The sequence below is a fragment of the Streptomyces sp. SAS_281 genome, assembly GCF_052542855.1.
In genome coordinates this window covers 1-20538 of the sequence record NZ_JBMNDO010000052.1, presented here as the reverse complement: position 1 = coordinate 20538, position 20538 = coordinate 1, and the positions used below count along the sequence as shown (strand labels likewise).

Genomic DNA, 20538 nt, shown 5'->3' with positions numbered 1-20538 from the left:
TCTATTCCGGGGCACCCGGTTCGACGGTTCGGACTGTGTCGTACAACGACGTACGGCATGCACGGCGTTTTCGTACGCCCCCTGACCTTGGACATGCCCCGCCCGGAAGGGGTGTACGCCTGTGCCCGCACTTGTGCTGCTCGGTGCTCAGTGGGGTGACGAGGGCAAGGGAAAGGCCACCGACCTCCTCGGTGGATCCGTGGACTATGTGGTGCGCTACCAGGGCGGCAACAACGCCGGCCACACGGTGGTCGTCGGTGACCAGAAGTACGCACTGCATCTCCTCCCCTCCGGCATCCTGTCACCGGGATGTACCCCGGTCATCGGTAATGGTGTCGTCGTCGACCCGGCGGTCCTGCTCTCCGAGCTGAGTGGGCTGAACGACCGCGGCGTGGACACGTCGAAGCTGCTGATCAGCGGCAACGCTCATTTGATCACCCCGTACAACGTCACCGTCGACAAGGTGACGGAACGGTTCCTCGGGAAGCGCAAGATCGGCACCACCGGGCGCGGTATCGGCCCGACGTACGCCGACAAGATCAACCGGGTCGGCATCCGCGTCCAGGACCTCTACGACGAGTCGATCCTGGAGCAGAAGGTCGAGGCGGCCCTGGAGCAGAAGAACCAGCTTCTGGCCAAGGTCTTCAACCGGCGCGCCATCGAGGCCGGCAAGGTCGTCGAGGACATGCTCCAGTACGCGGAGCAGCTCAAGCCCTACGTGGCCGACACGACGCTCGTCCTGAACAACGCCATCGACGCGGGCAAGGTCGTCCTGTTCGAGGGCGGCCAGGGCACGCTGCTCGACGTCGACCACGGCACGTACCCGTTCGTGACCTCCTCGAACCCGACCGCGGGCGGCGCCTGCACCGGTGCCGGAGTCGGCCCGACCAAGATCAGCCGCGTCATCGGCATCCTCAAGGCGTACACCACCCGCGTCGGCGCCGGTCCGTTCCCGACGGAGCTGCTCGACGAGGACGGCGAGGCGCTGCGCCGGATCGGCGGCGAGCGCGGTGTCACCACCGGCCGTGACCGCCGGTGCGGCTGGTTCGACGCGGTCATCGCGCGGTACGCGACCCGGGTCAACGGCCTCACCGACTTCTTCCTCACCAAGCTGGACGTGCTGACCGGCTGGGAGCAGATCCCGGTGTGCGTGGCGTACGAGATCGACGGCAAGCGCGTCGAGGAGCTCCCGTACAACCAGACCGACTTCCACCACGCGAAGCCGGTCTACGAGATGCTGCCGGGCTGGTCCGAGGACATCACCAAGGCGAAGACGTTCGCCGACCTGCCGAAGAACGCGCAGGCGTACGTGAAGGCGCTGGAGGAGATGTCCGGCGCCCCGATCTCCGCGATCGGCGTCGGCCCCGGCCGTACCGAGACCATCGAGATCAACTCGTTCCTGTAGTCGTACGGGTGCACAGGAGGGCCGGGGCGGCGGTTGAGCCCCGGCCCTCCGGCATGTGCGCGCTCAACGCGGTCGGCTGGTCTAGACCTTGACAGGTCCAGACCAGCGGCGGTTGGGTGCAGGGACGTCCGCACGGCCTGCCCGCCGAGGTGTGCGGCGCTCCATGCCCGTCCTCGTCGAAGGAGTGAGCAGCGCTGAACCGCATCAAGAGCATCCTGACCGTAGTGAGCGCGGTCGTCGCCACGGCAGCCTTCCTGCCCGGCATCGCCACCGCCGCACCGGCCGCATCGGACGCCGCAGGCTCCGCGCCGTGCGCACCCCTGTGGAACTCCTCGACCGCCTACACGGCGGGCGGCGCGGTCTCGCACCACGGCCGCAACTGGACGGCGAAGTGGTGGACGCGGAACGAGAATCCGGGCGCCACCACCGCCTGGGCCGACGCGGGCGCCTGTACGGGAGGGGTTTCCGACTTCGTCATCAGTGAGGCGGAGTTCGACGAGATCTTCCCCGAGCGCGACCCCTTCTACACCTACCAGGGCCTGATCGACTCGCTGCACGCGTATCCCCGTTTCGCCAACACCGGTACCGAGGAGACCAGGAGCCGGGAGGCCGCGGCGTTCCTGACGCATGCCGACTTCGAGTCGGTCGGCCTGCGGTACGTGAAGGAGATCAACGAGGCCAACTACTGGATCAAGTGCGACTACAGCCGGCCGTTCGGCTGTCCGGCCGGCCAGTCCGCCTACTACGGACGCGGCCCGATCATGTTCAGCTGGAACTTCAACTACAAGGCGGCGGGGGACGCGCTCGGCCTCGACCTGCTCAACGACCCCTGGCTGGTGGAGCGTGATCCGTCCGTCGCCTGGCAGACCGCCCTCTGGTACTGGAACACCCAGAACGGTCCCGGAACCATGACCTCCCACGACGCCATGGTCGGCGGGGCCGGCTTCGGCGAGACGATCCGCTCGCTCAACGGCTCGTTGGAGTGCAACGGCGGAAACCCCGGCTCGGTGCAGGCCCGGGCGGCCAAGTACGAGCACATCACGGAGGTCGTCGGCGTCAACCCGGGCTCACATCTCACCTGCTGACGCGCCATCGGGGCCCGGGGCCGGTGCGATCGGCGAATCGTGAGCAGGGCCCCGGGGCCCTCGCGGTCGAAGAGGGTCCGTTCTTTTGGTCTAGACCTTGACAGGTCCAGACCAACCGCGCTTGAGTGGCGGCAACCCCCCACAGCGGTGTGCCGCGACGACCGGTGCGCCGCGACGAAGGAGTGTGCAGATGTTCCGACGCATCATGGGCCTGCTCGCCGCGCTGGGCGCGGTCGTCGCAGGGCTCGTCGTACTCCCCGCCACCACCGCCTCGGCCGCCGACTGCGCGGTCGCGTGGAACGCCTCGTCCGTGTACACGGGCGGCGGCTCCGCCTCGTACAACGGGCACAACTGGACCGCCAAGTGGTGGACGCTGAACGAGAAACCGGGCAGCTCGGACGTCTGGGCCGACCAGGGCGCCTGCGGAAGCGGAGGCGGCACCGACCCGGGCGGCCCGGGCTCGTCCTCCGGCTTCGTGGTCAGCGAGGCGCAGTTCAACCAGATGTTCCCCGGCCGCAGTTCCTTCTATACGTACAGCGGGCTGGTCGCCGCGCTGGACGCCTATCCGGGCTTCGCCAACACCGGCAGTGACACCGTGAAGAGGCAGGAGGCCGCGGCCTTCCTCGCCAACGTCAGCCACGAGACCGGCGGACTGGTGTACATCGTCGAGCAGAACACCGCCAACTACCCCCACTATTGCGACAGCAGCCAGCCCTACGGGTGCCCGGCGGGCCAGGCCGCGTACTACGGGCGCGGTCCGATCCAGCTCAGCTGGAACTTCAACTACAAGGCCGCGGGCGACGCGCTGGGCATCGACCTGCTCCACAACCCGAACCTGGTGCAGACCGACGCCGCCGTGGCCTGGAAGACCGGCCTCTGGTACTGGAACACCCAGAACGGCCCCGGCACCATGACCGCCCACAACGCCATGGTGAACGGCGCCGGCTTCGGTGAGACGATCCGCTCCATCAACGGCTCGATCGAGTGCAACGGCGGCAACCCCGCCCAGGTCCAGAGCCGTATCGACAAGTACCAGGCGTTCGTGCAGATCCTCGGCACCACGCCCGGTTCCAACTTGAGCTGCTGACCAGCGCTTTCACCCGGCAACTTCACTCGTGTGGGGGACGCCTCCGGCCTTGCGGACGGAGGCGTCCCCCACCTCGTTGTCAGTGGTCGCCTCTAACGTCGCAAGCATCGGGACCGCAGGCGGTCGGCGCACGAGGAGAGGTCATCACGATGGAGTTCCGGATCGAACGAGGCGAGCTGGCGGATGCCGTCGCCTGGGCCGCCCGCGTTCTGCCCACCAGGTCGCCCGTGCCCGTCCTGGGTGGTCTGCTGCTGGAGGCGACGGACGGCAGACTGAGCATCTCCGGCCTGGACTACGAGGCATCCGCCCGTATCGAGGTCGCGGCGCGGACCGAACGGCCCGGGAAGGTCCTGGTCATGGGCCGCCGGCTGCTCGACGTGTGCAAGGTGCTGCCCGAAGGGCCGGTGGAATGCGCGGTTGAGGGCTCACGGTTCACGGTGACGGGCGGCGGCGCCGGATTCGGTCTGTCCGTCCTGCCGCTGGACGACTATCCCGCGCTGCCGCCGCTGCCCGAGATACTCGGTGAGGTGGACGGGCAGGAGTTCGCGGCAGCCGTCGCCGACGTGTCGGTGGCCGCCGGCCGGGACGACACCCTCCCCACGCTCACCGGAATCCGCCTGGCGCTCGACGGCGAGCGGATGACCCTCGCGGCCACCGACCGCTACCGCTTCGCCGTCCGTACGCTCGACTGGCGGCCCTCGGGCCACGGCACCACCGCCGACGTCGTCGTCTCGGCCCGTCGGCTCAGCGAGATCGCCCGCTCGGTCGGCGCCCGCCCCGGCACGGTCCGCCTCGCCCTGGACAGCGGTTCGGCGGGCTTCGAACGGGAGGGCATGCGCACCACGGTCCGGCTGCTCGACGGCCGGCTCCCGCGCCACGACAAGCTGTTCGTGCTGAGCGGTCCGGTCAAGGCGGTGACCGAGCGCGAACCGCTGGTGGAGGCGGTGAAGCGGGTCGCGGTCGTGGCGGACGGCGACAGCCCGCTCCAGTTCGTGTTCACCGGGGACTCCGTCCTGCTCCAGGCCGGGTACGAGGACGACGTGGCGTCCCAGCGCCTGCCCGCCGGGCTCCTGGGCGCCGATGAGATCGCCGTGGGGTTCAACCCTTCCTACCTGATGGACGCGCTGGCCACGTTCGACAGCCCGGTGCTCCGGTTCCAGCTCATGGGCCAGGGGCAGCGCGCCATGATCACCGGGCACCGGAACCACGAGGAAGCGGCGGCAGCGGCGGACGGGGTGGGGGACACGGTCCACCAGCACCTGCTCATGTCGCTCCGGCCGCTGATCCAGTGAAACCGGCGGCGGGGCAGGGCAGCGGGCGGCCGTGCGCGCGCACCGGCGGTCCCGCCCGGCCCGGTGCGTCAGCCGGACTTCGTGTACGTGAGCTTCTCACCGCTCGACGTGTTCTCACGGCTCAGACTCCCGTCCGGGAGCAGGGTGAGCGTCGTCGGAGCGCCCGGGGAGCAGGAAGCCGCAGGCTCCCCCTCCGTCACGGTGGAGGGGCCGATGCTGACGGACTCGCCCTCGGCGGCCGCGGCGGTCAGGGGCGCCTCGAAGACGCAGTGGTAGGTGCCGCCGTCGGCGAGGGGGCCCTCGGCGGTCAGGGTGAGGACCGTGTCGCCCGCCTCGCCCTGGCGGATGACGAGTTCACGTGTGGAGTGGCCGGTGTCGTTGTCGATGCTGCCGGACCAAGAGCCCAGGTAGCCGTCGGGGATGCCGCCGTCGCCGTTTTCCCCGTCGTCGGGCGAGGGGTCCGGGGAGACGTCGGGGGAGGGGGACTCGTCGATGGCCCGGGACGGACTGGGCCCGGCCGAGTGGGTGGGCCCGGCCGTGGGCGTGCCGCCCTTGTCGTTCATGAGGGCGTAGACGGACCCGCCGGCGCCTACGGCGACCAGCACGGCGACGAGGATCAGCGCGATGGTCGAGCCGCTGCTCCTGCGGGCCGGTCCGGGAGCGGGGGCCGGATGCTGGGCGGCGGTGGGGTACCCGGGGCCGTACGGGGGAGTGGCGCCCTGGCCGGGCTGCGGCGGGTAGCCGTACGGATAGCCGTGGTCCGGGCTCGGCTGCTGGGGGTAGCCGTATGCCTGGCCCTGGTCGGGCTGCTGCGGATAGCCGTATCCCGGGCCGGGGGCGGCCTGCTGCGGGTGGCCGTAGCCCTGGACCTGCTGCGGCTGGGCGGCCTGATGCGGGTAGCCGTAGCCGGGTGGCGGGGCGGCCGGGGGCGGCCCGCTCGGCGGCGCGGCGGCGGGACCGGCCGCGCCGGGGCCCGCGGTGGGGAGCGCGTGGCCGGGGCCGGACCCGGGCTGTCCGGGGGACGGCAGCGGGGCGGTCGGACCGGTGGGAGCGTCGAGGACCTCGGTCGCCGGCTCGGCGGCAGGTTCGGCGCCCGGGCCGGACGGGGCGCCGGACACAGCGCCGGGGGGAGTGTCGGACGGGGCGCCGCTCACCGCGCCGGCGGGGGCGCCCGGCTTGGTGAGGGGGACCGCACCCTGCGGCTGCCCGGCGCCGGGAGTCGGGGCGGGGCCCGTGACCCTGGCCGGCCCCGGCACGGCGTCCGTCGGCACGCTGTCGGCCGGCACCGCGTCGGCCGGCACCGCGTCGTCCGGCGCGTCACCGCACCCCGCAGCGACGGGCATCCCGCCACCTGGCACCGCTGCGTCGGCCGGGACCGCGGCGTCGGCCGGGACCGCGGCGTCGGCCGGCACCGCTGTGCCCGCCGGGACCGCTGCGTCGACCGGCACCGCGTCCTCGGGATCCTCCGAGTCGAGCAGACCCACGGCGTGGCGGCCGAGCTGGGCGAGGAGGGCACCGGGGAGCCAGGGCTCCGCGCCGCTGTCGTCGTCGGCCAGGAGCGCCAGGATGTCGTCCGTGGACGGCCGGGCCTGCGGGTCCTTGTGGAGGCAGCCGCGAATCAGGTCGTCGAGCCCGGGCGTGACCCCGGTCAGGTCCGGGTCCTCCTGCGCGATGCGGAACAACAGGGCGTGCATCTCGTTGGCCGCGGCGCCGAAGGGGAGCCTCCCGGTCAGGGCGTACGTCAGCACCGACCCCAGGCAGAACACGTCACTGGCCGCGCTGACCCGCTCGCCCCGCACCTGTTCCGGCGACATGAACCCGGGTGTGCCGACGAGGGCGCCGGTGCGGGTGAGGCCGCCGTCGGTGATGGTGTCCAGGGCCCTCGCTATCCCGAAGTCGATGACGCGCGGGCCGTCGATCGTGAGCAGGATGTTGGAGGGCTTCAGGTCCCGGTGGATGAGGCCGGCCGTGTGGATGGCCTTCAGGGCGTGAGCCAGACCGGAGCCGAGAACGCGGACGGACCGCTCCGGCAGAGGACCGTAGGCGCCGGGGTACGGGCCGGATGCGGTGGCCGGCCCGCCCGAGACGGTGGCGTGCAGGGAGGGACCCGCCACATACCCGGTGGCGACCCACGGGACGTCGGCCTCGGTGTCGGCGTCCAGGACGGGCGCGGTCCACGCGGAACCCACCCGGCGAGCGGCCCGCACCTCCTGACGGAACCGGTCGCGGAATTCCTGCTGCGCGGCCAGCTCCTCGCGGACCAGCTTGAGCGCGACCGTACGGCCGCGGTCGGACCGGGCCAGATACACCTGGCCCATCCCGCCCGCGCCGAGCCGCCCGAGCAGGCGGTAGGCGCCGATGCGCTGTGGATCGGTGGACCCGAGCTTCTCCATGGTGTGCGGCCTCCCCCGTACGACAACACGCCGGACGGGGACGAGAATAGCGGCGTGGATCGCGGCGCCGGGCCCCTCCGGGGCTCAGGACCGGTGCGACCCCGGTCTAAGGTGACCCGGAACCGAATGGGGGAGGGGCGCCCATGTGCGCGAGCGGAGCCGTCACCCGCAGCACCCTGCGACAGCAGATCGCGGACGCGCTGCGCGACGAGGTGCTCGCCGGGCGTCTGCTGCCGGGGCGGGAGTTCACCGTCAAGCAGATCGCCGAGCAGTACGGGGTGTCCGCGACACCCGTCCGCGAGGCGCTGTTCGACCTGTCCGCGCAGGGTCTGCTCGAATCCGACCAGCACCGCGGCTTCCGGGTGCACCAGTTCACGGTCGATGACTACCGGGCGATGGTGGAGGCCCGTGCCCTGGTCATGGACGGGGTCATCCGGGACGTCTTCCACGAGCCGGTTCCGGACCGGCGGGCCGACTACCGGGACGCGCTCGTCTCGGTACGCCGCCGGGCAGAGGAGGCCGCCCGTGCGGCGCGCAGCGGCGACCTGGACATCCTCATCGGCTACGACCTGCGCTTCTGGCGCGAACTCGGCGGGCTCATCGGCAACGGCTACATCAGCGACTTCCTGCACCGGCTGCGCGTCCAGGCATGGGTGTTCGCCGTGCCGTACCTGCGGGACGACGCCGACCTGCGGGACTGGCTGTGGAACGGCCACGCCGAGCTGGTCACCGCCATCACGCACCGGGACCGCGAGGCCCTGCGTGCGGCGATAGACGGATACAACGGCCACGCGCTGAGCTGGGCCGACCGCCTGGCCGGGCTGGGGCCGTCCGCGGGGGACACCGAGGGGCACGCCTGAATCCCCCGGGCACGGTCGCCACCGAGCGCGCCCCGGGCCGGTCCTGAGCGACCACTGTGCGCGCGGTGCCGGTCGCATTACGCTGTCCCGACCACCGCACACCCCCGTTGGAGAGCGAGACTTCGTGGCCTGTGACCTGTGGCTGGTCCCCCTCGTCGATGTGCTGTGCCACAGCCCCGACAACCCCTTCGCCGAAGAGATCGCCCTCTACGACAAAGCCCTGGGCGAGGCCGGTCTGCCGCCCGTCCCCGTTTACGCCTACATGCCGGGACTGACCGGAGACGTCGCCCCGGTCGCCGGCTTCGACTACGACGCGCTGCACTTCCTGCGCCGCGCCTACCTCCTCCAGCTCAGCGGTCTCGCCGTCACGCCGGTCGGTGAGCTGGGCGGGGACTACGAGCAGTTGCTGGAGATGTTCGAGGCCACGGCCCGGCAGTCGCACCTGGTGTGGCACTTCGACCACGCGGGGGCTTACGTCCCCCTCGACTTCGCCGCGCCCGTCTCCACCGACGACCTGCTGGCAGCGGGCGGCCCGCTCGGTTCCGCGCACGGGCTGCTGCGAGAGCTGGAGTTCGTCGCCCCGGCCATCGGAATCGACCCGGCGAACCCGCCGGCCGCGCCCCTGCCGCCCGCCGCCCCCACCGAGCTGGAGGAACCGGCGACCTCCGTCCCGTACGACGACAATCCGTTCGCCCTGGAGCGCCACGTCTGGCTCGGCCTGCACGCCGCGGCCACCCGCAGCCTCGCCCAGGGATCGATGATCGTCTTCAGCTGACGCGTTCCCGGTGCCCCCGCCGGAGCCCCGCACCGGCCGGCGAACGGTCAGCGCGGGGACTCCGGCGGCCGCTGCCGAGGCATGTTCGGCCGGCCCATCGACTGGAGCGGGAAACGTCCGGGTGCCGCTCCCGGCTCCGGGCGCCCGTTCCCGGAACCGCCGGAGACCAGGGCCTGCATCCCCAGCGGCGCGGGCCCGGCCCGGAACTCCACCATCCAGTCGGCGGTCTCCGACCGTACGAGCTCCGTGATGTCCTCGGAGAAGCGCCGCAGCACGCCCAGGCACCGCTCGGTCGCCTCGCTCGCCGTGCCCTCGGCCGGCCCGAGCACCTCCCGTACGCACTCCGACGCCCAGTCGAACCGGAGCACCTGAAGACGGCGCTGCACCGCCTGCGCGGTCGCGAGGTTCCTTATCCAGCCCGAGGTCAGGCCGAAGTAGCGGTCGCACGCCATGCACGCGGCACCGAGGAGCAGCGACAGATAGCCCCAGCCGGCCGCGCCGTGCAGTGCGCCCGTCAGGTCGAGCAGCGGCAGGGCGGCGCCCGCGACCGCACCGGCGGCGGTGCCCATCCGCAGCGCCCTGGCAGCGCGGCGCTTCCACAGCCGGTCGTTCAGATACCAGTCGGCGGTGCGCAGCGCGTCCGCCTCCAGCCACCGGTAGAGCTCGTCCAGCCGCTGGGAGGGCTCTCCCCAGTCGCCCAGCGGGAACGGCTCCCCGGTCAGGTCACGGGCTCGCCCCGCACGGTCCTCGGAGTCCGTACCGGAGGGAGCGGCCGCACCCGCCGGTCCGGGCGTGCCGGACTTGCGGGGCGGCACTTCGGGCTGCATCTCCGGCTGACTCACCGGGGTACTCCTCTGCATGCTGCATAGCGACGCGTGCTCTCGACCGCGTACTCGACGACGGGGCGGATCCTTGCTCTGCTCCCGGTCCCTGGACGCGACGGGCAGTCCCCCATGCGTAACCATGCGTGAGGAGGGGTAGGCGCGTGCGTGCCGGGACGCATGCCCTTCCTACCGCCGAATGGTGGGCCGTGGGGTCGAAATCGCGGTATTCCCGGGTGTGCACGGCCTCTGGTCAGGTATAGGAGCCGCGGCACGGCTCCCCCGATCTCACTCGAAAGAGTTGCTCGTCGGCGGGTGGGGCGCGCCGCCCGGGGACCACGTAGGCTCGGCATACCGAAACATTTGTCGTCGAAATGCCTGGAGTGACCGTGATTCCCGGTGGTGGTCAGCCCAATATGCAGCAGCTGCTGCAGCAGGCCCAGAAGATGCAGCAGGATCTCGCCCAGGCCCAGGAAGAGCTTGCCAGAACCGAGGTCGACGGCCAGGCCGGCGGCGGCCTGGTCAAGGCGACGGTCAACGGCTCGGGCGAGCTGCGCGCCCTGGTGATCGACCCGAAGGCGGTGGACCCGGAGGACACCGAGACCCTCGCGGACCTCGTCGTCGCGGCGGTCCAGGCGGCCAACGAGAACGCCCAGCAGCTCCAGCAGCAGAAGCTGGGCCCGCTGACCCAGGGGCTGGGCGGCGGCATGCCCGGCCTGCCGTTCTGACCGGCCGCATACCCAAGACCGTACGTACCCCCTACGGTACGTACCACGACTCAGCCGACTCAGTCAGGAAGGCGTTCCGTTGTACGAAGGCGTGGTTCAGGACCTCATCGACGAACTGGGCAGGCTGCCCGGCGTCGGTCCCAAGAGCGCGCAGCGGATCGCCTTCCACGTGCTGCAGGCGGAGCCGACGGACGTGCGGCGCCTGGCCCACGCCCTCCTGGAGGTCAAGGACAAGGTCCGCTTCTGCGCGGTCTGCGGCAACGTGGCCCAGGAGGAGGAGTGCGGGATCTGCCGCGACCCGCGGCGCGACCGGTCGGTCATCTGCGTGGTCGAGGAGCCCAAGGACGTCGTCGCGATCGAGCGCACCCGTGAGTTCCGGGGGCGCTACCACGTGCTGGGCGGGGCCATCAGCCCCATCGAGGGTGTCGGTCCGGACGACCTGCGCATCCGCGAGCTCCTCGCCCGGCTCGCCGACGGCTCCATCACCGAGCTGATCCTGGCGACCGACCCCAACCTGGAGGGCGAGGCCACCGCGACGTATCTGGCGCGGATGGTGAAGCCGATGGGCCTGCGTGTCACCCGGCTCGCCAGCGGCCTGCCGGTGGGCGGCGACCTGGAGTACGCGGACGAGGTCACGCTCGGCCGCGCCTTCGAGGGGAGGCGTCTGCTCGATGTCTGACGGTCGCGTTCCCGCATCTCACGGCGGCTTTACGTTCAGCGCGGTTATCTTCTACCCACCGTCTCCGACCGGTCACACGGGAGGTCTCCTCGATGTCTGACGCCACGTTGAACACCGTCACGCAGGACCCCGGCGATTTCGCGGTCCAGATCGCCGACCAGATCAAGACGTTCATCGTCGCGGTCACCGAGGTGTCCAAGGTCGAGGAGCCGGAGGAGGCCGTTCCGGTCCTGCTCCTCCAGGTCTCCCAGCTCCTGCTGGCCGGCGGCCGGCTCGGCGCGTACGAGGACATCGTCCCCGACGAGCGCTACGAGCCCGACCTGGGCGCCGAACCGGACGCGGACGGCCTGCGCGAGCGCTTCGCGGCCCTCCTGGAGCCGATCGACGTCTACTCCGAGGTCTTCGACCCGTACGAGCCCCGCAAGGCCCCGGTCGCGGCCCGCATCTCCGACGACCTGGCCGACCTCGTCACCGACCTGCGCCACGGCCTGGCCCACTACGAGGAGGGCCGCACCACCGAGGCCCTGTGGTGGTGGCAGTTCTCCTACTTCTCCAACTGGGGCTCCACCGCTTCCGCCGCTCTGCGCGCCCTCCAGTCCCTGATCGCCCACATCCGCCTCAACCAGCCCCTCCAGGAGCTGGACGGCCTGGACACCGACCAGGACGCCGGCGACGACGATCTCGCCGAGGAGGCGGGCCGCGTCATGTTCGAGGAGATCGCGGGACCGCTGGGTCTGCGCCCGGCCAAGTAGGGGCCCCGGCCGTCCGGTGGCCCGGACCGCGTGTGGGCTGGGCCACAAAAGGGAATGCGTACGTGTCCGGTGGGCAGCAGGGCGGTACGAGCGGTTCGGAGCGACACGCCGATGATCACGTGGTGAGCGGGACATCTCAGCATGTGGTATCAGCGGGGTGTTTCCGGGCTGCTCGTTAAACTGAGCCGACCGCAGTAATGGACTGAGCGAGGAGCGCACGTGGGCCTTGTCGTGCAGAAGTACGGAGGCTCCTCCGTAGCCGATGCCGAGGGCATCAAGCGCGTCGCCAAGCGAATCGTCGATGCCAAGAAGAACGGCAACCAGGTGGTTGTCGTGGTGTCCGCGATGGGCGACACGACGGACGAGTTGATCGATCTCGCCGAGCAGGTATCCCCGATACCGGCCGGGCGTGAGTTCGACATGCTGCTGACCGCGGGAGAGCGGATCTCCATGGCGCTGCTGGCCATGGCGATCAAAAACCTGGGCCACGAGGCCCAGTCGTTCACCGGCAGCCAGGCGGGCGTCATCACCGACTCGGTCCACAACAAAGCGCGCATCATCGATGTGACGCCGGGCCGTATCCGTACGGCGCTGGACGAGGGGAACATCGCGATCGTCGCGGGGTTCCAGGGTGTGTCCCAGGACAAGAAGGACATCACCACCCTCGGCCGCGGCGGGTCCGACACCACTGCCGTCGCGCTCGCGGCCGCACTGGACGCCGAGGTCTGCGAGATCTACACCGATGTGGACGGCGTGTTCACCGCCGACCCGCGGGTCGTCAAGAAGGCCCGTAAGATCGACTGGATCTCCTTCGAGGACATGCTGGAGCTGGCCGCGTCCGGTTCCAAGGTGCTGCTGCACCGCTGCGTCGAGTACGCACGCCGATACAACATCCCGATCCATGTCCGCTCGTCCTTCTCCGGACTCCGCGGCACCTGGGTCAGCAACGAGCCGCAAGGGGACCAGAAGGTGGAGCACGCGATCATCTCCGGAGTCGCCCATGACGTCTCCGAGGCCAAGATCACCGTCGTCGGCGTGCCCGACAAGCCGGGCGAGGCCGCCGCGATCTTCCGTACGATCGCGAACGCCGAGGTCAACATCGACATGGTGGTGCAGAACGTCTCCGCCGCGTCGACCGGCCTGACGGACATCTCGTTCACGCTCCCGAAGGCGGAGGGCCGCAAGGCCATCGACGCCCTGGAGCGCAACCGCGGCGTGATCGGCTTCGACTCGCTGCGCTACGACGACCAGATCGCCAAGATCTCCCTGGTCGGCGCGGGTATGAAGACGAACCCCGGGGTCACCGCGGGCTTCTTCGAGGCGCTGTCCGACGCGGGCGTCAACATCGAGCTGATCTCGACGTCCGAGATCCGCATCTCGGTGGTCACCCGCGCCGACGACGTCAACGAGGCCGTGCGCGCCGTGCACACCGCCTTCGGCCTCGACAGCGACTCCGACGAGGCCGTCGTGTACGGGGGCACCGGCCGATGACCGCGCGCCGCCCTTCGCTCGCGGTCGTCGGCGCGACCGGGGCGATCGGCGGCGTCATGCTCCAGATCCTCTCGCAGCACGCGGACGTCTGGGGCGAGGTCAGACTCGTCGCCTCACCACGCTCGGCCGGCCGCAAGCTGGTCGTACGCGGTGAGGAGAGCGAGGTCCTCGAACTCACCGAGGACGTCTTCGAGGGCATCGACGTGGCACTGTTCCTGGTGCCCGCCGAGGTCTCCGCGCGCTGGGCTCCGCTCGCGGCGTCGAAGGGTGCCGTCGTCATCGACGACTCCGCCGCCTTCCGGGCCGACGACGACATCCCGCTCGTCGTGCCCGAGATCAACCCGCACGCCGTCCGGATGAGACCGCGCGGCATCGTCGCGAACCCGAACTGCACCACGCTGGCGCTGATCGTCGCCATCGGCGCCCTGCACGCCGAATTCGGTCTGCGGGAGCTCGTCGTCTCTTCGTACCAGGCCGTCAGCGGCGCCGGCCGCGACGGGGTCGCCGTACTGCGCGAACAACTGTCGATGGTGGCCGGTACGGAACTCGGTACGAAGCCGGGCGACGTGCGCCGCGTGGTGGGTGACACGCACGGCGGCCCGTTCGCCGCGCCGGTCGCGCTGAACGTCGTCCCGTGGGCCGGGACGGACGCCGGGGACGGCTGGTCGTCGGAGGAACTGGCCATCCGCGAGGAGTGCCGCAAGATCCTCGGCCTGCCGGGCCTGCGCGTGTCGGCGACCTGCGTGTACGTACCCGTCGTCGCCACACACTCGATGTCCGTGCACGCCCGCTTCGAGAACGAGGTCGCGGTCGACCGGGCGCACGAGATCCTGGCCACCGCTCCCGGGGTGGTGCTCTACGACAGCCCGGGCGCCGGCGACTTCCCCACCCCGTCCGACGTGGTCGGCACCGACCCGACCTGGGTCGGCCGGGTCCGCCGCTCGCTGGACGACCCGCAGGCGCTGGAGCTCTTCGTCTGCGGCGACAACCTCCGCAAGGGGGCCGCGCTCAACGTGGCCCAGATCGCCGAATCCGTGGCCGCGGAATTCCCCCTGTCCTGACAGCCCGTGGTCACGAGGTCCGGATCGAACCTGTTTCGCACTTTCTGTGAACGATCTGTGAGCAACTCTCTGGTCTGAACCTCTTGAGCTGGGCAGTCACCGTGACGGACGATGACCTTTCGGTTCGTTGCAACCGCGGGTCGGGCGCCAGGCGTCTAAGCGGTCACTTCTTGCGCGGCGGGGCGCATGTGCGGGGCATCTGGGGAAGAGCGGGTACGTATGAGGGCATATCGCAGGGTCTCAAACGCGCTGCCGTATGCGTACAACCCTGACGGGGGGAAGCGTGTCCAACTGGCGTGGCAGAGGTTCTCGATATCACAGTGGTGGGCCCCTTGCGCGGCGCTTCGGTGCGACCGCTCCGACGGGCCCGTGCAGCCGGTGGCATGCCGGTGATCGCGCCCATGCCCGCCGCGCGTCAGACGGGGCTGCCGGCGCAGCGCGAGGGTGCTGAAGAGGGCGTGGCAGCCGGAACCACCGTCGACCATCTCACCGAAACCTACCGCGCCCACTACCGTTCGCTGCTCGGCCTCGCGGCCCTGCTGCTGGACGACACGGCGTCCTGCGAGGACGTCGTGCAGGAGGCGTTCATCCGCGTGCACTCCGCGCGCAACCGGGTCCGCGAGCCCGAGAAGACCCTCGCGTATCTGCGCCAGACCGTCGTCAACCTCTCCCGCTCCGCGCTGCGCCGCCGCATCCTCGGGCTCAAGCTGCTCTCGAAGCCGATGCCGGACATGGCGAGCGCCGAGGAGGGGGCGTACGACCAACTGGAACGGGACGCGCTGATCAAGGCGATGCGCGGCCTGCAGAGGCGCCAGCGCGAGGTGCTGGTCCTGCGCTACTTCGCGGACATGACCGAGGCTCAGGTCGCCGAGACGCTGGGCATATCCCTGGGCTCGGTGAAGGCGTACGGGTCACGCGGTATCGCGGCCCTGCGCGTGGTGATGGAGGCGCAGGCATGAACCGGCGCGGTGACCAGCACGACCATGAACAGGACCTGCGGCCGGGGGGCCGTAACGGATACCGGCGCGGTTCCTCGCGCGGGTTCCCGCTGGACCGGACTGGGAACGGAACTGTGAACCACGGGCCGGAGAACGCCCCGCACGCGGACCGCGACGGCGACGGCGACACCCAGGGCCTCGTGGCCCCGGCCGGACTGTTCGGCGGGGGCGGCTCGTCCGGCGGAGGCACGCCCTTCGGCGACGACGGTGACGACGGCGCCGAGGATGCGCTGCGCCGCATGATGCACGGTGTCGTGCAGGGACTGGAGCCGAGCGAGGGCAGCCTCGACCGGCTGCAGCGCGCGGTCCCCGCCCGGCGGGCCCGTCGGCGGCAGGCCCTGGTCGGCGCCGCCGCGGCGGCACTGCTCATCGGCACCGCGATCCCCGCGTTCGTCCACGTCGCCAACTCGGAGGGCTCCAGCACGGCCAGCCCCGCCATCGCCGGCCACGGCGAGCAGGCGCAGGGCGGTAACGGCGACGACCGCGGCGCGGACTCCGGCAACGGCGGTGGCGGCGAGAGCGGCGGCGGCCATCCGAACGGCGGCCAGGGGCTTCCGGACAGCACCACGACCCCGTCCGACCGCAGCGGCCAGGGCCAGGACGGCGATCCGTCCGGCGCGTCCGCCGATCCCGCCAGGAGCGCGGTGGACCCCATGCGCCCGTGCGACCCGGGACAGCTCGGCGTGAGGTCGGCCACGGCCGGCGCGGCGGGTGCCGACGGCACCGTGTACGGAGCCTTCCGCATTGCCAACGTGTCCGGCGACAACTGCGTGGTGAGCAGCGGCGGCACCGTGGGCTTCGAGGCGATGGGTGCGGCCGATCCGGCCCGGATCGAGGTCGTCCGGCACACCGAGGGCGACCCCGCCTCCGGTCTGCCCGACCCCGCCACCGAGGAGACCGCTGTCGTGTTGAAGCCGGACGCGGTCTACGAGGTGCAGTTCGCCTGGGTTCCCAAGGACACCTGTCCGTCCACCGGTGGTTCGCCCTCCCCGACGCCGACGGACGGCACGGTGGGTGCCGGCAGCGGCGGTTCGGCCGGATCCGCGGCGGCCGGCGGCACCGGCGAGAGCGAGACGGGTACGGAGACGCAGTTCGGCAGCGACGGTGCCGCACCCGCCCAGGGCAGCATCTCCGTGCAGCACACCCCGGAGCCGGGGGCCCCGGTCGCCGCGACGAAGATCGACAACGCCTGCGCGGGAACCATTTACCGGACGGGCGTCCTGGAACCCTCTTCGTAGGAGCGGGTACGGGCGGCCGGTGGCCCGGGCCGCCTGCTCACGCCCCTGAGCGGGCCTCCGCCTCGGGGGCCGGCGGGATGGCGGTTCCCGCCTCGGGGGCCGGCGGGGTGGCCGTCTCCGCCTCGGGGACCAGGCCGAGCCGCACGTCCCGGGCGGCCTCGGCCTCGCGCCGGAGCAGTCGGAACCACATGAAGACCACGAACCCGGCGAAGACGAACCACTCACCCGTGTAGCCGAGGTTCTGGAAAGCCTTGAGGTCGAGCCCGCCGCCCTCCGGCGCGGCGGCCGGCACCGGGCGCAGCGTGGCCGCCCCGGACCGGGCGGCACCGCTCGTCGCCTCCTCCGAGGCGCCCACGGCCCTCTCGGAGCCGCCCGCACCGCTCTTCGGGAGTGTCACCCAGGCGTCGTACACGTCGTACGGCACCAGGTTGACGAGCGACGCAGCGCTGATCATGCCCACCTGGCCGTCCGGCAGCCCACCCGTCGCGTCGACCCCCGCGGTGCCCGCGTTCTCCGATGCCTGGAGGTCGCCGGTCACCGTGACCCGGCCGGACGGTGCGGGTGCTACCCGGGTCTGTCCGGGCTTCCCGGGCAGCCAGCCGCGTACCACCGGCAGGGCCTTGCCGCTGTCGGTCCGCAGCATGTCCAGGACGTAGTAGCCCTTCCGGTCGTCCAGCTCACGGCCGGGCACCAGGAAGCGGTCCACGTACCGCCCGGTCGCGACGGCGGGCCGGCCGGAGGTCTCCGTGTCGACGGGCAGCAGCTCGTCGAGCGGTTTGGCGGCCCGGGTGCCCGGCGCGGGCTGCTTCTCGGCGGCCTCGTGCGTATGCACGCGGTCCTCGAAGCGGCCGAGCTGCCAGGTGCCCATGAACACGCAGAACGGGATGGCCAGCACGACGAAGAGGTTGATCCCCCACCATCGCGGGGTCAGCAGGAACCGGTACACCCCTCCACGGTACGGTCCCCGTTCCGGCCGGCCGGAGCGGGGGCATCCGCAGAGCGGCCCTTTATCCGGCCCCTACACGCCGGTCGGCACCTCTCCTACGCGCTGCCGGCCGGTGCCTCCTCGCCCGGGCCGCCCGGGTCGCCGGGCCCCGCCGGCGACACCCCGGACAAGTGCCGGCGGGTGAAGTCGAGCTCCAGCCGGACCTGCTTGATCCGCTCCTCCACGACGAGCGAGCCGTGCCCCGCGTCGTACCGGTAGACCTCGTGCACGGCGTCCCGGTCCTTCAGCCGGTCCACGTAGTTCTCCACCTGGCGGATCGGGCAGCGCGGGTCGTTCACCCCGGCGGAGATGTAGACCGGGGCGCGCACGGCGTCGACGTACGTCAGGGGGGACGACGCCTCGAACCGCTCGGGCACCTCCTCCGGCGTTCCGCCCAGCAGCGTGCGGTCCATCGCCTTCAGAGCCTCCATCTCGTCGTGATACGCCGTGACGTAGTCCGCGACGGGTACCGCGGCCAGTCCGAGGGCCCAGTCGCCGGGCTGCGTACCGAGTCCGAGCAGCGTGAGATAGCCGCCCCAGGAGCCGCCGGCCAGGACGAGCTTCGCCGGGTCCGCGAGGCCGGACTTCACCGCCCACTCCCGTACCGCCGCGATGTCCTCCAGCTCGATCAGCCCGACCCGGTGCTTGAGCGCGTCCGTCCACGCCCGTCCGTAGCCGGTCGAGCCTCGGTAGTTGACCCGGACGACCGCGTAGCCGTGGTCGACCCAGGCAGCGGGGCCCGCCGCGAAGGCGTCGCTGTCGTGCCAGGTGGGGCCGCCGTGGATCTCGAAGACCGTCGGGAACGGCCCCTCGGCGGGGGCCGCCGGACGCTGGACGAGCGCGTGGATCCGGCCGCCGGGCCCGTCCACCCACACATCCTCGACGGGCACCGAGGCCGGTGCCTTGGCCCCCGGCGGGTCGAGCACCACCGCGCCGGTCGTGGAGCGGACGACGGGCGGCTCGGCCGCCGAGGACCACAGGTATTCGACCGTCCCGTCCGGGCGGGCCGTGGCGCCGGAGACCGTGCCGGCCGGCGTCTCCACCCGGACCAGCTCGCCGTCGGCCGCGGCGGGCCCGTACCGCCAGAGCTCGCTGCGGGCCTCGAAGCCGTGCTCGACCAGCAGCGCGGAGCCGTCCGGATACCACTCGGCGCCCACATCGCCCGGCAGGTCGATGGCCAGGTCCGTCTCCGTGCCCGCCACCGGGTCCCAGATCATCGGCTCCCAGCGTCCGCGCCGCTGGTGTCCGACCAGCAGCCGGGTGTCCCCGGCGACCGGCGCGAAGCCGAGGACCGCGAGGCCCAGCTCCTTCGTACCGCCCTCGGTGTCGTCCAGCTCCGCGACCGTCGTCCCGTCCGGGCGGACCACGCGCAGCGCGGAGTGCATCGCGTCCCCGTGCTCGGTGTGCTCCAGGGCGATCAGCGTCCCGTCGTGGCTCAGGTCGCCGACCCCGGCCGACTCGCGGTGGCGGTAGATCTCCACCGGGTCCGCGCCCGGCCGCACGACATGGACCGTCGTACCGTCCTCGTCCGTCGAACGGCCGATCACCGCCGTGCCGTCCCGGCCGATCGCGAGCCCGGCGGGATAGGACGGCCCGAGGCCAGGAGCGGCCGGCGTGGACTCGGTGTCCACCCCGCCGTGGAACGGCCGGCGCAACCACACCCCGAACTCGTCTCCGTCGGTGTCGTCGAACCACCACACGGAATCGCCGTCCGGCGTCAGCACGCCGTCCGTCGTCCCGTTCGGCCGTTCCGTCACCTGGCGCTGCTCACCGGTCGCCCGGTCCCACGCGTACAGCTCGTAGGTACCCGTCGCGTTGGAGACGAACAACGCGCGGTCCGGCGCGTCCTCGGCCCAGTCGGGCAGCGATACCCGGGGAGCGCGGAAGCGCTGCTCCCAGAGCGGGACGGATGCGGTCGTCGGCGAACCAGTGGCCTCAGTCATGACCCCATTCTGCGCCGGGCGCCCGACAATCCGTTCGCTTCGTCCGCAGCCTGTGGATAACCTCGCGCACATGTCCACTGCTCCGACACCGCCCGACTGGCGCGAGGCCAACCGCAGGATGTGGGATGAACGTGTGCCCATCCACACAGGCAGTGACTTCTACGACCTGGGCTCCTTCCGTGCGGGGAAGGATGCCCTGCGGCCCTTCGAGCTGGCCGAGGTCGGCGATGTGACCGGCCGGTCGCTGTTGCACCTGCAGTGCCACATCGGCCTCGACACGCTCTCCTGGGCGCGGCACGGCGCGGCTCAGGTCGTCGGCCTCGACTTCTCCGAACCGGCCGTCGAGACCGCCCGGGCCCTCGCCCAGGACCTGGGGTTCGGGCCCGACCGTGCGGCTTTCGTCGCCGCCGACGTGTATGACGCGGCCCAGGCAGTGCCGGACTCCTCGTACGACATCGTCTACACGGGCGTCGGCGCGCTGAACTGGCTGCCCGACATCGACCGCTGGGCCGAGACGGCCGCGTCACTGGTGGCGCCCGGTGGCTTCCTCTACCTCGCGGAGTTCCATCCGCTCACGGACTGTCTGGACGACGAGACGGGTTCGCGGATCGCGCACGACTACTTCAGCCGCGAGGCATGGGTGGACGAGACGCCGGGTACGTACGCGGACTTCGATGCCCCGACCGTCCACAACCGCAGCGTCGAGTGGCAGCATCCGGTGGGCAGCGTGGTGACCGCGCTGGCCGCCGCCGGTCTGCGGATCGAATTCCTCCATGAGCACGACGTCTCGCTCTTCGCACGTTTCCCGGTTCTGAAACGCGGAGGGGACGACTTCTTCCGCTTTCCGCCGGACCGCCCGAGGATCCCGCTGATGTACTCCCTCAAGGCGACCCGCCCGGCGGCCTGACGGAGGAGGGGGGGGGGGGGGGGGGGGGGGGGGGGGGG

General features: G+C 71.5%; 18 protein-coding genes. 14 read left to right on the top strand and 4 right to left on the bottom strand.

The features are described 5' to 3' along the window. Positions 1–121 precede the first annotated feature (121 nt). The 4 genes from ACN6LM_RS20595 (at position 122) to dnaN (ending at position 4869) form a co-directional block, all read left to right on the top strand. Positions 122–1405: an adenylosuccinate synthase gene (locus ACN6LM_RS20595; protein WP_445066846.1), complete on the top strand. Its 1284-nt coding sequence runs from the start codon at positions 122–124 to the stop codon at positions 1403–1405. 224 nt (positions 1406–1629) lie between these two features. Then, positions 1630–2490: a glycoside hydrolase family 19 protein gene (locus ACN6LM_RS20590; RefSeq protein WP_445066845.1), complete on the top strand. Its 861-nt coding sequence runs from the start codon at positions 1630–1632 to the stop codon at positions 2488–2490. A gap of 190 nt (positions 2491–2680) precedes the next feature. Further along, on the top strand, positions 2681–3577 hold the full coding sequence (locus tag ACN6LM_RS20585; RefSeq protein ID WP_445066844.1) for a glycoside hydrolase family 19 protein: 897 nt from the start codon (positions 2681–2683) through the stop codon (positions 3575–3577). A gap of 149 nt (positions 3578–3726) precedes the next feature. Further along, the gene (dnaN, locus tag ACN6LM_RS20580; protein ID WP_445066843.1) at positions 3727–4869 is read left to right on the top strand and encodes a DNA polymerase III subunit beta; all 1143 of its coding nucleotides are present in this window, start codon (positions 3727–3729) and stop codon (positions 4867–4869) included. A 68-nt stretch (positions 4870–4937) separates the two neighbouring features. Here the strand turns inward: dnaN and ACN6LM_RS20575 are convergent, their stop codons facing one another. After that, complete coding sequence (locus tag ACN6LM_RS20575) at positions 4938–7262, bottom strand: protein kinase domain-containing protein (RefSeq protein ID WP_445066842.1); 2325 nt, start codon at positions 7260–7262, stop codon at positions 4938–4940. A 143-nt stretch (positions 7263–7405) separates the two neighbouring features. Here ACN6LM_RS20575 and ACN6LM_RS20570 point away from each other — a divergent pair, with 143 nt between their 5' ends. Both ACN6LM_RS20570 and ACN6LM_RS20565 read left to right on the top strand, forming a co-directional pair. Beyond that, positions 7406–8122 carry a GntR family transcriptional regulator gene (locus ACN6LM_RS20570; RefSeq protein WP_445066841.1) on the top strand — a complete coding sequence of 239 codons (717 nt, stop codon included), beginning with the start codon at positions 7406–7408 and terminating at the stop codon, positions 8120–8122. A gap of 124 nt (positions 8123–8246) precedes the next feature. After that, complete coding sequence (locus tag ACN6LM_RS20565; RefSeq protein ID WP_445066840.1) at positions 8247–8897, top strand: hypothetical protein; 651 nt, start codon at positions 8247–8249, stop codon at positions 8895–8897. A 47-nt stretch (positions 8898–8944) separates the two neighbouring features. On the opposite strand, the gene ACN6LM_RS20560 is transcribed toward ACN6LM_RS20565, so the two are convergent. Next, positions 8945–9724 (bottom strand): SLATT domain-containing protein, encoded by a 780-nt coding sequence (locus ACN6LM_RS20560; RefSeq protein WP_445066872.1) that lies wholly within the window; start codon positions 9722–9724, stop codon positions 8945–8947. A gap of 383 nt (positions 9725–10107) precedes the next feature. On the opposite strand from ACN6LM_RS20560, the gene ACN6LM_RS20555 reads away from it, so the two are divergent. The 7 genes from ACN6LM_RS20555 (at position 10108) to ACN6LM_RS20525 (ending at position 16665) form a co-directional block, all read left to right on the top strand. Next, positions 10108–10446, top strand: coding sequence for a YbaB/EbfC family nucleoid-associated protein (locus ACN6LM_RS20555; RefSeq protein WP_330315266.1), 339 nt, complete (start codon positions 10108–10110; stop codon positions 10444–10446). A gap of 79 nt (positions 10447–10525) precedes the next feature. Next, on the top strand, positions 10526–11125 hold the full coding sequence (gene recR, locus ACN6LM_RS20550; protein WP_164402686.1) for a recombination mediator RecR: 600 nt from the start codon (positions 10526–10528) through the stop codon (positions 11123–11125). Between the two features lie 92 nt (positions 11126–11217). Beyond that, positions 11218–11877, top strand: a complete 660-nt coding sequence (locus tag ACN6LM_RS20545; protein ID WP_383292718.1) for a DUF5063 domain-containing protein — start codon at positions 11218–11220, stop codon at positions 11875–11877. 219 nt (positions 11878–12096) lie between these two features. Beyond that, positions 12097–13368, top strand: a complete 1272-nt coding sequence (locus ACN6LM_RS20540) for an aspartate kinase (RefSeq protein WP_018102119.1) — start codon at positions 12097–12099, stop codon at positions 13366–13368. Then, entirely contained in the window at positions 13365–14429 is a 1065-nt protein-coding gene (locus ACN6LM_RS20535) for an aspartate-semialdehyde dehydrogenase (protein ID WP_445066839.1), read from the top strand. Before ACN6LM_RS20540 ends, ACN6LM_RS20535 begins: the two co-directional genes overlap by 4 nt. 383 nt (positions 14430–14812) lie before the next feature. Next, a complete protein-coding gene (locus tag ACN6LM_RS20530; RefSeq protein WP_445066838.1) occupies positions 14813–15388 on the top strand; it encodes a SigE family RNA polymerase sigma factor in 576 nt (191 codons plus the stop codon). Continuing rightward, positions 15385–16665 carry a hypothetical protein gene (locus tag ACN6LM_RS20525; RefSeq protein WP_445066837.1) on the top strand — a complete coding sequence of 427 codons (1281 nt, stop codon included), beginning with the start codon at positions 15385–15387 and terminating at the stop codon, positions 16663–16665. Before ACN6LM_RS20530 ends, ACN6LM_RS20525 begins: the two co-directional genes overlap by 4 nt. A 37-nt stretch (positions 16666–16702) precedes the next feature. Here the strand turns inward: ACN6LM_RS20525 and ACN6LM_RS20520 are convergent, their stop codons facing one another. Both ACN6LM_RS20520 and ACN6LM_RS20515 read right to left on the bottom strand, forming a co-directional pair. After that, on the bottom strand, positions 16703–17611 hold the full coding sequence (locus ACN6LM_RS20520) for an SURF1 family protein (protein ID WP_445066836.1): 909 nt from the start codon (positions 17609–17611) through the stop codon (positions 16703–16705). A gap of 95 nt (positions 17612–17706) precedes the next feature. Continuing rightward, positions 17707–19593 (bottom strand): S9 family peptidase, encoded by a 1887-nt coding sequence (locus tag ACN6LM_RS20515; RefSeq protein ID WP_445066835.1) that lies wholly within the window; start codon positions 19591–19593, stop codon positions 17707–17709. Between the two features lie 70 nt (positions 19594–19663). On the opposite strand from ACN6LM_RS20515, the gene ACN6LM_RS20510 reads away from it, so the two are divergent. Continuing rightward, complete coding sequence (locus ACN6LM_RS20510) at positions 19664–20500, top strand: class I SAM-dependent methyltransferase (protein WP_445066834.1); 837 nt, start codon at positions 19664–19666, stop codon at positions 20498–20500. Positions 20501–20538 lie beyond the last annotated feature (38 nt).

Bases quoted from the DNA above. Each gene is read 5' to 3' on its own strand.
- ACN6LM_RS20510 (WP_445066834.1), top strand. From the start codon at position 19,664: ATGTCCACTGCTCCGACACCGCCCGACTGGCGCGAGGCCAACCGCAGG.
- ACN6LM_RS20515 (WP_445066835.1), bottom strand. From the start codon at position 19,593: ATGACTGAGGCCACTGGTTCGCCGACGACCGCATCCGTCCCGCTCTGG.
- ACN6LM_RS20570 (WP_445066841.1), top strand. From the start codon at position 7,406: ATGTGCGCGAGCGGAGCCGTCACCCGCAGCACCCTGCGACAGCAGATC.
- ACN6LM_RS20585 (WP_445066844.1), top strand. From the start codon at position 2,681: ATGTTCCGACGCATCATGGGCCTGCTCGCCGCGCTGGGCGCGGTCGTC.
- ACN6LM_RS20560 (WP_445066872.1), bottom strand. From the start codon at position 9,724: ATGCAGCCCGAAGTGCCGCCCCGCAAGTCCGGCACGCCCGGACCGGCG.
- ACN6LM_RS20525 (WP_445066837.1), top strand. From the start codon at position 15,385: ATGAACCGGCGCGGTGACCAGCACGACCATGAACAGGACCTGCGGCCG.
- ACN6LM_RS20530 (WP_445066838.1), top strand. From the start codon at position 14,813: ATGCCGGTGATCGCGCCCATGCCCGCCGCGCGTCAGACGGGGCTGCCG.
- ACN6LM_RS20545 (WP_383292718.1), top strand. From the start codon at position 11,218: ATGTCTGACGCCACGTTGAACACCGTCACGCAGGACCCCGGCGATTTC.
- dnaN (WP_445066843.1), top strand. From the start codon at position 3,727: ATGGAGTTCCGGATCGAACGAGGCGAGCTGGCGGATGCCGTCGCCTGG.
- ACN6LM_RS20575 (WP_445066842.1), bottom strand. From the start codon at position 7,262: ATGGAGAAGCTCGGGTCCACCGATCCACAGCGCATCGGCGCCTACCGC.
- ACN6LM_RS20535 (WP_445066839.1), top strand. From the start codon at position 13,365: ATGACCGCGCGCCGCCCTTCGCTCGCGGTCGTCGGCGCGACCGGGGCG.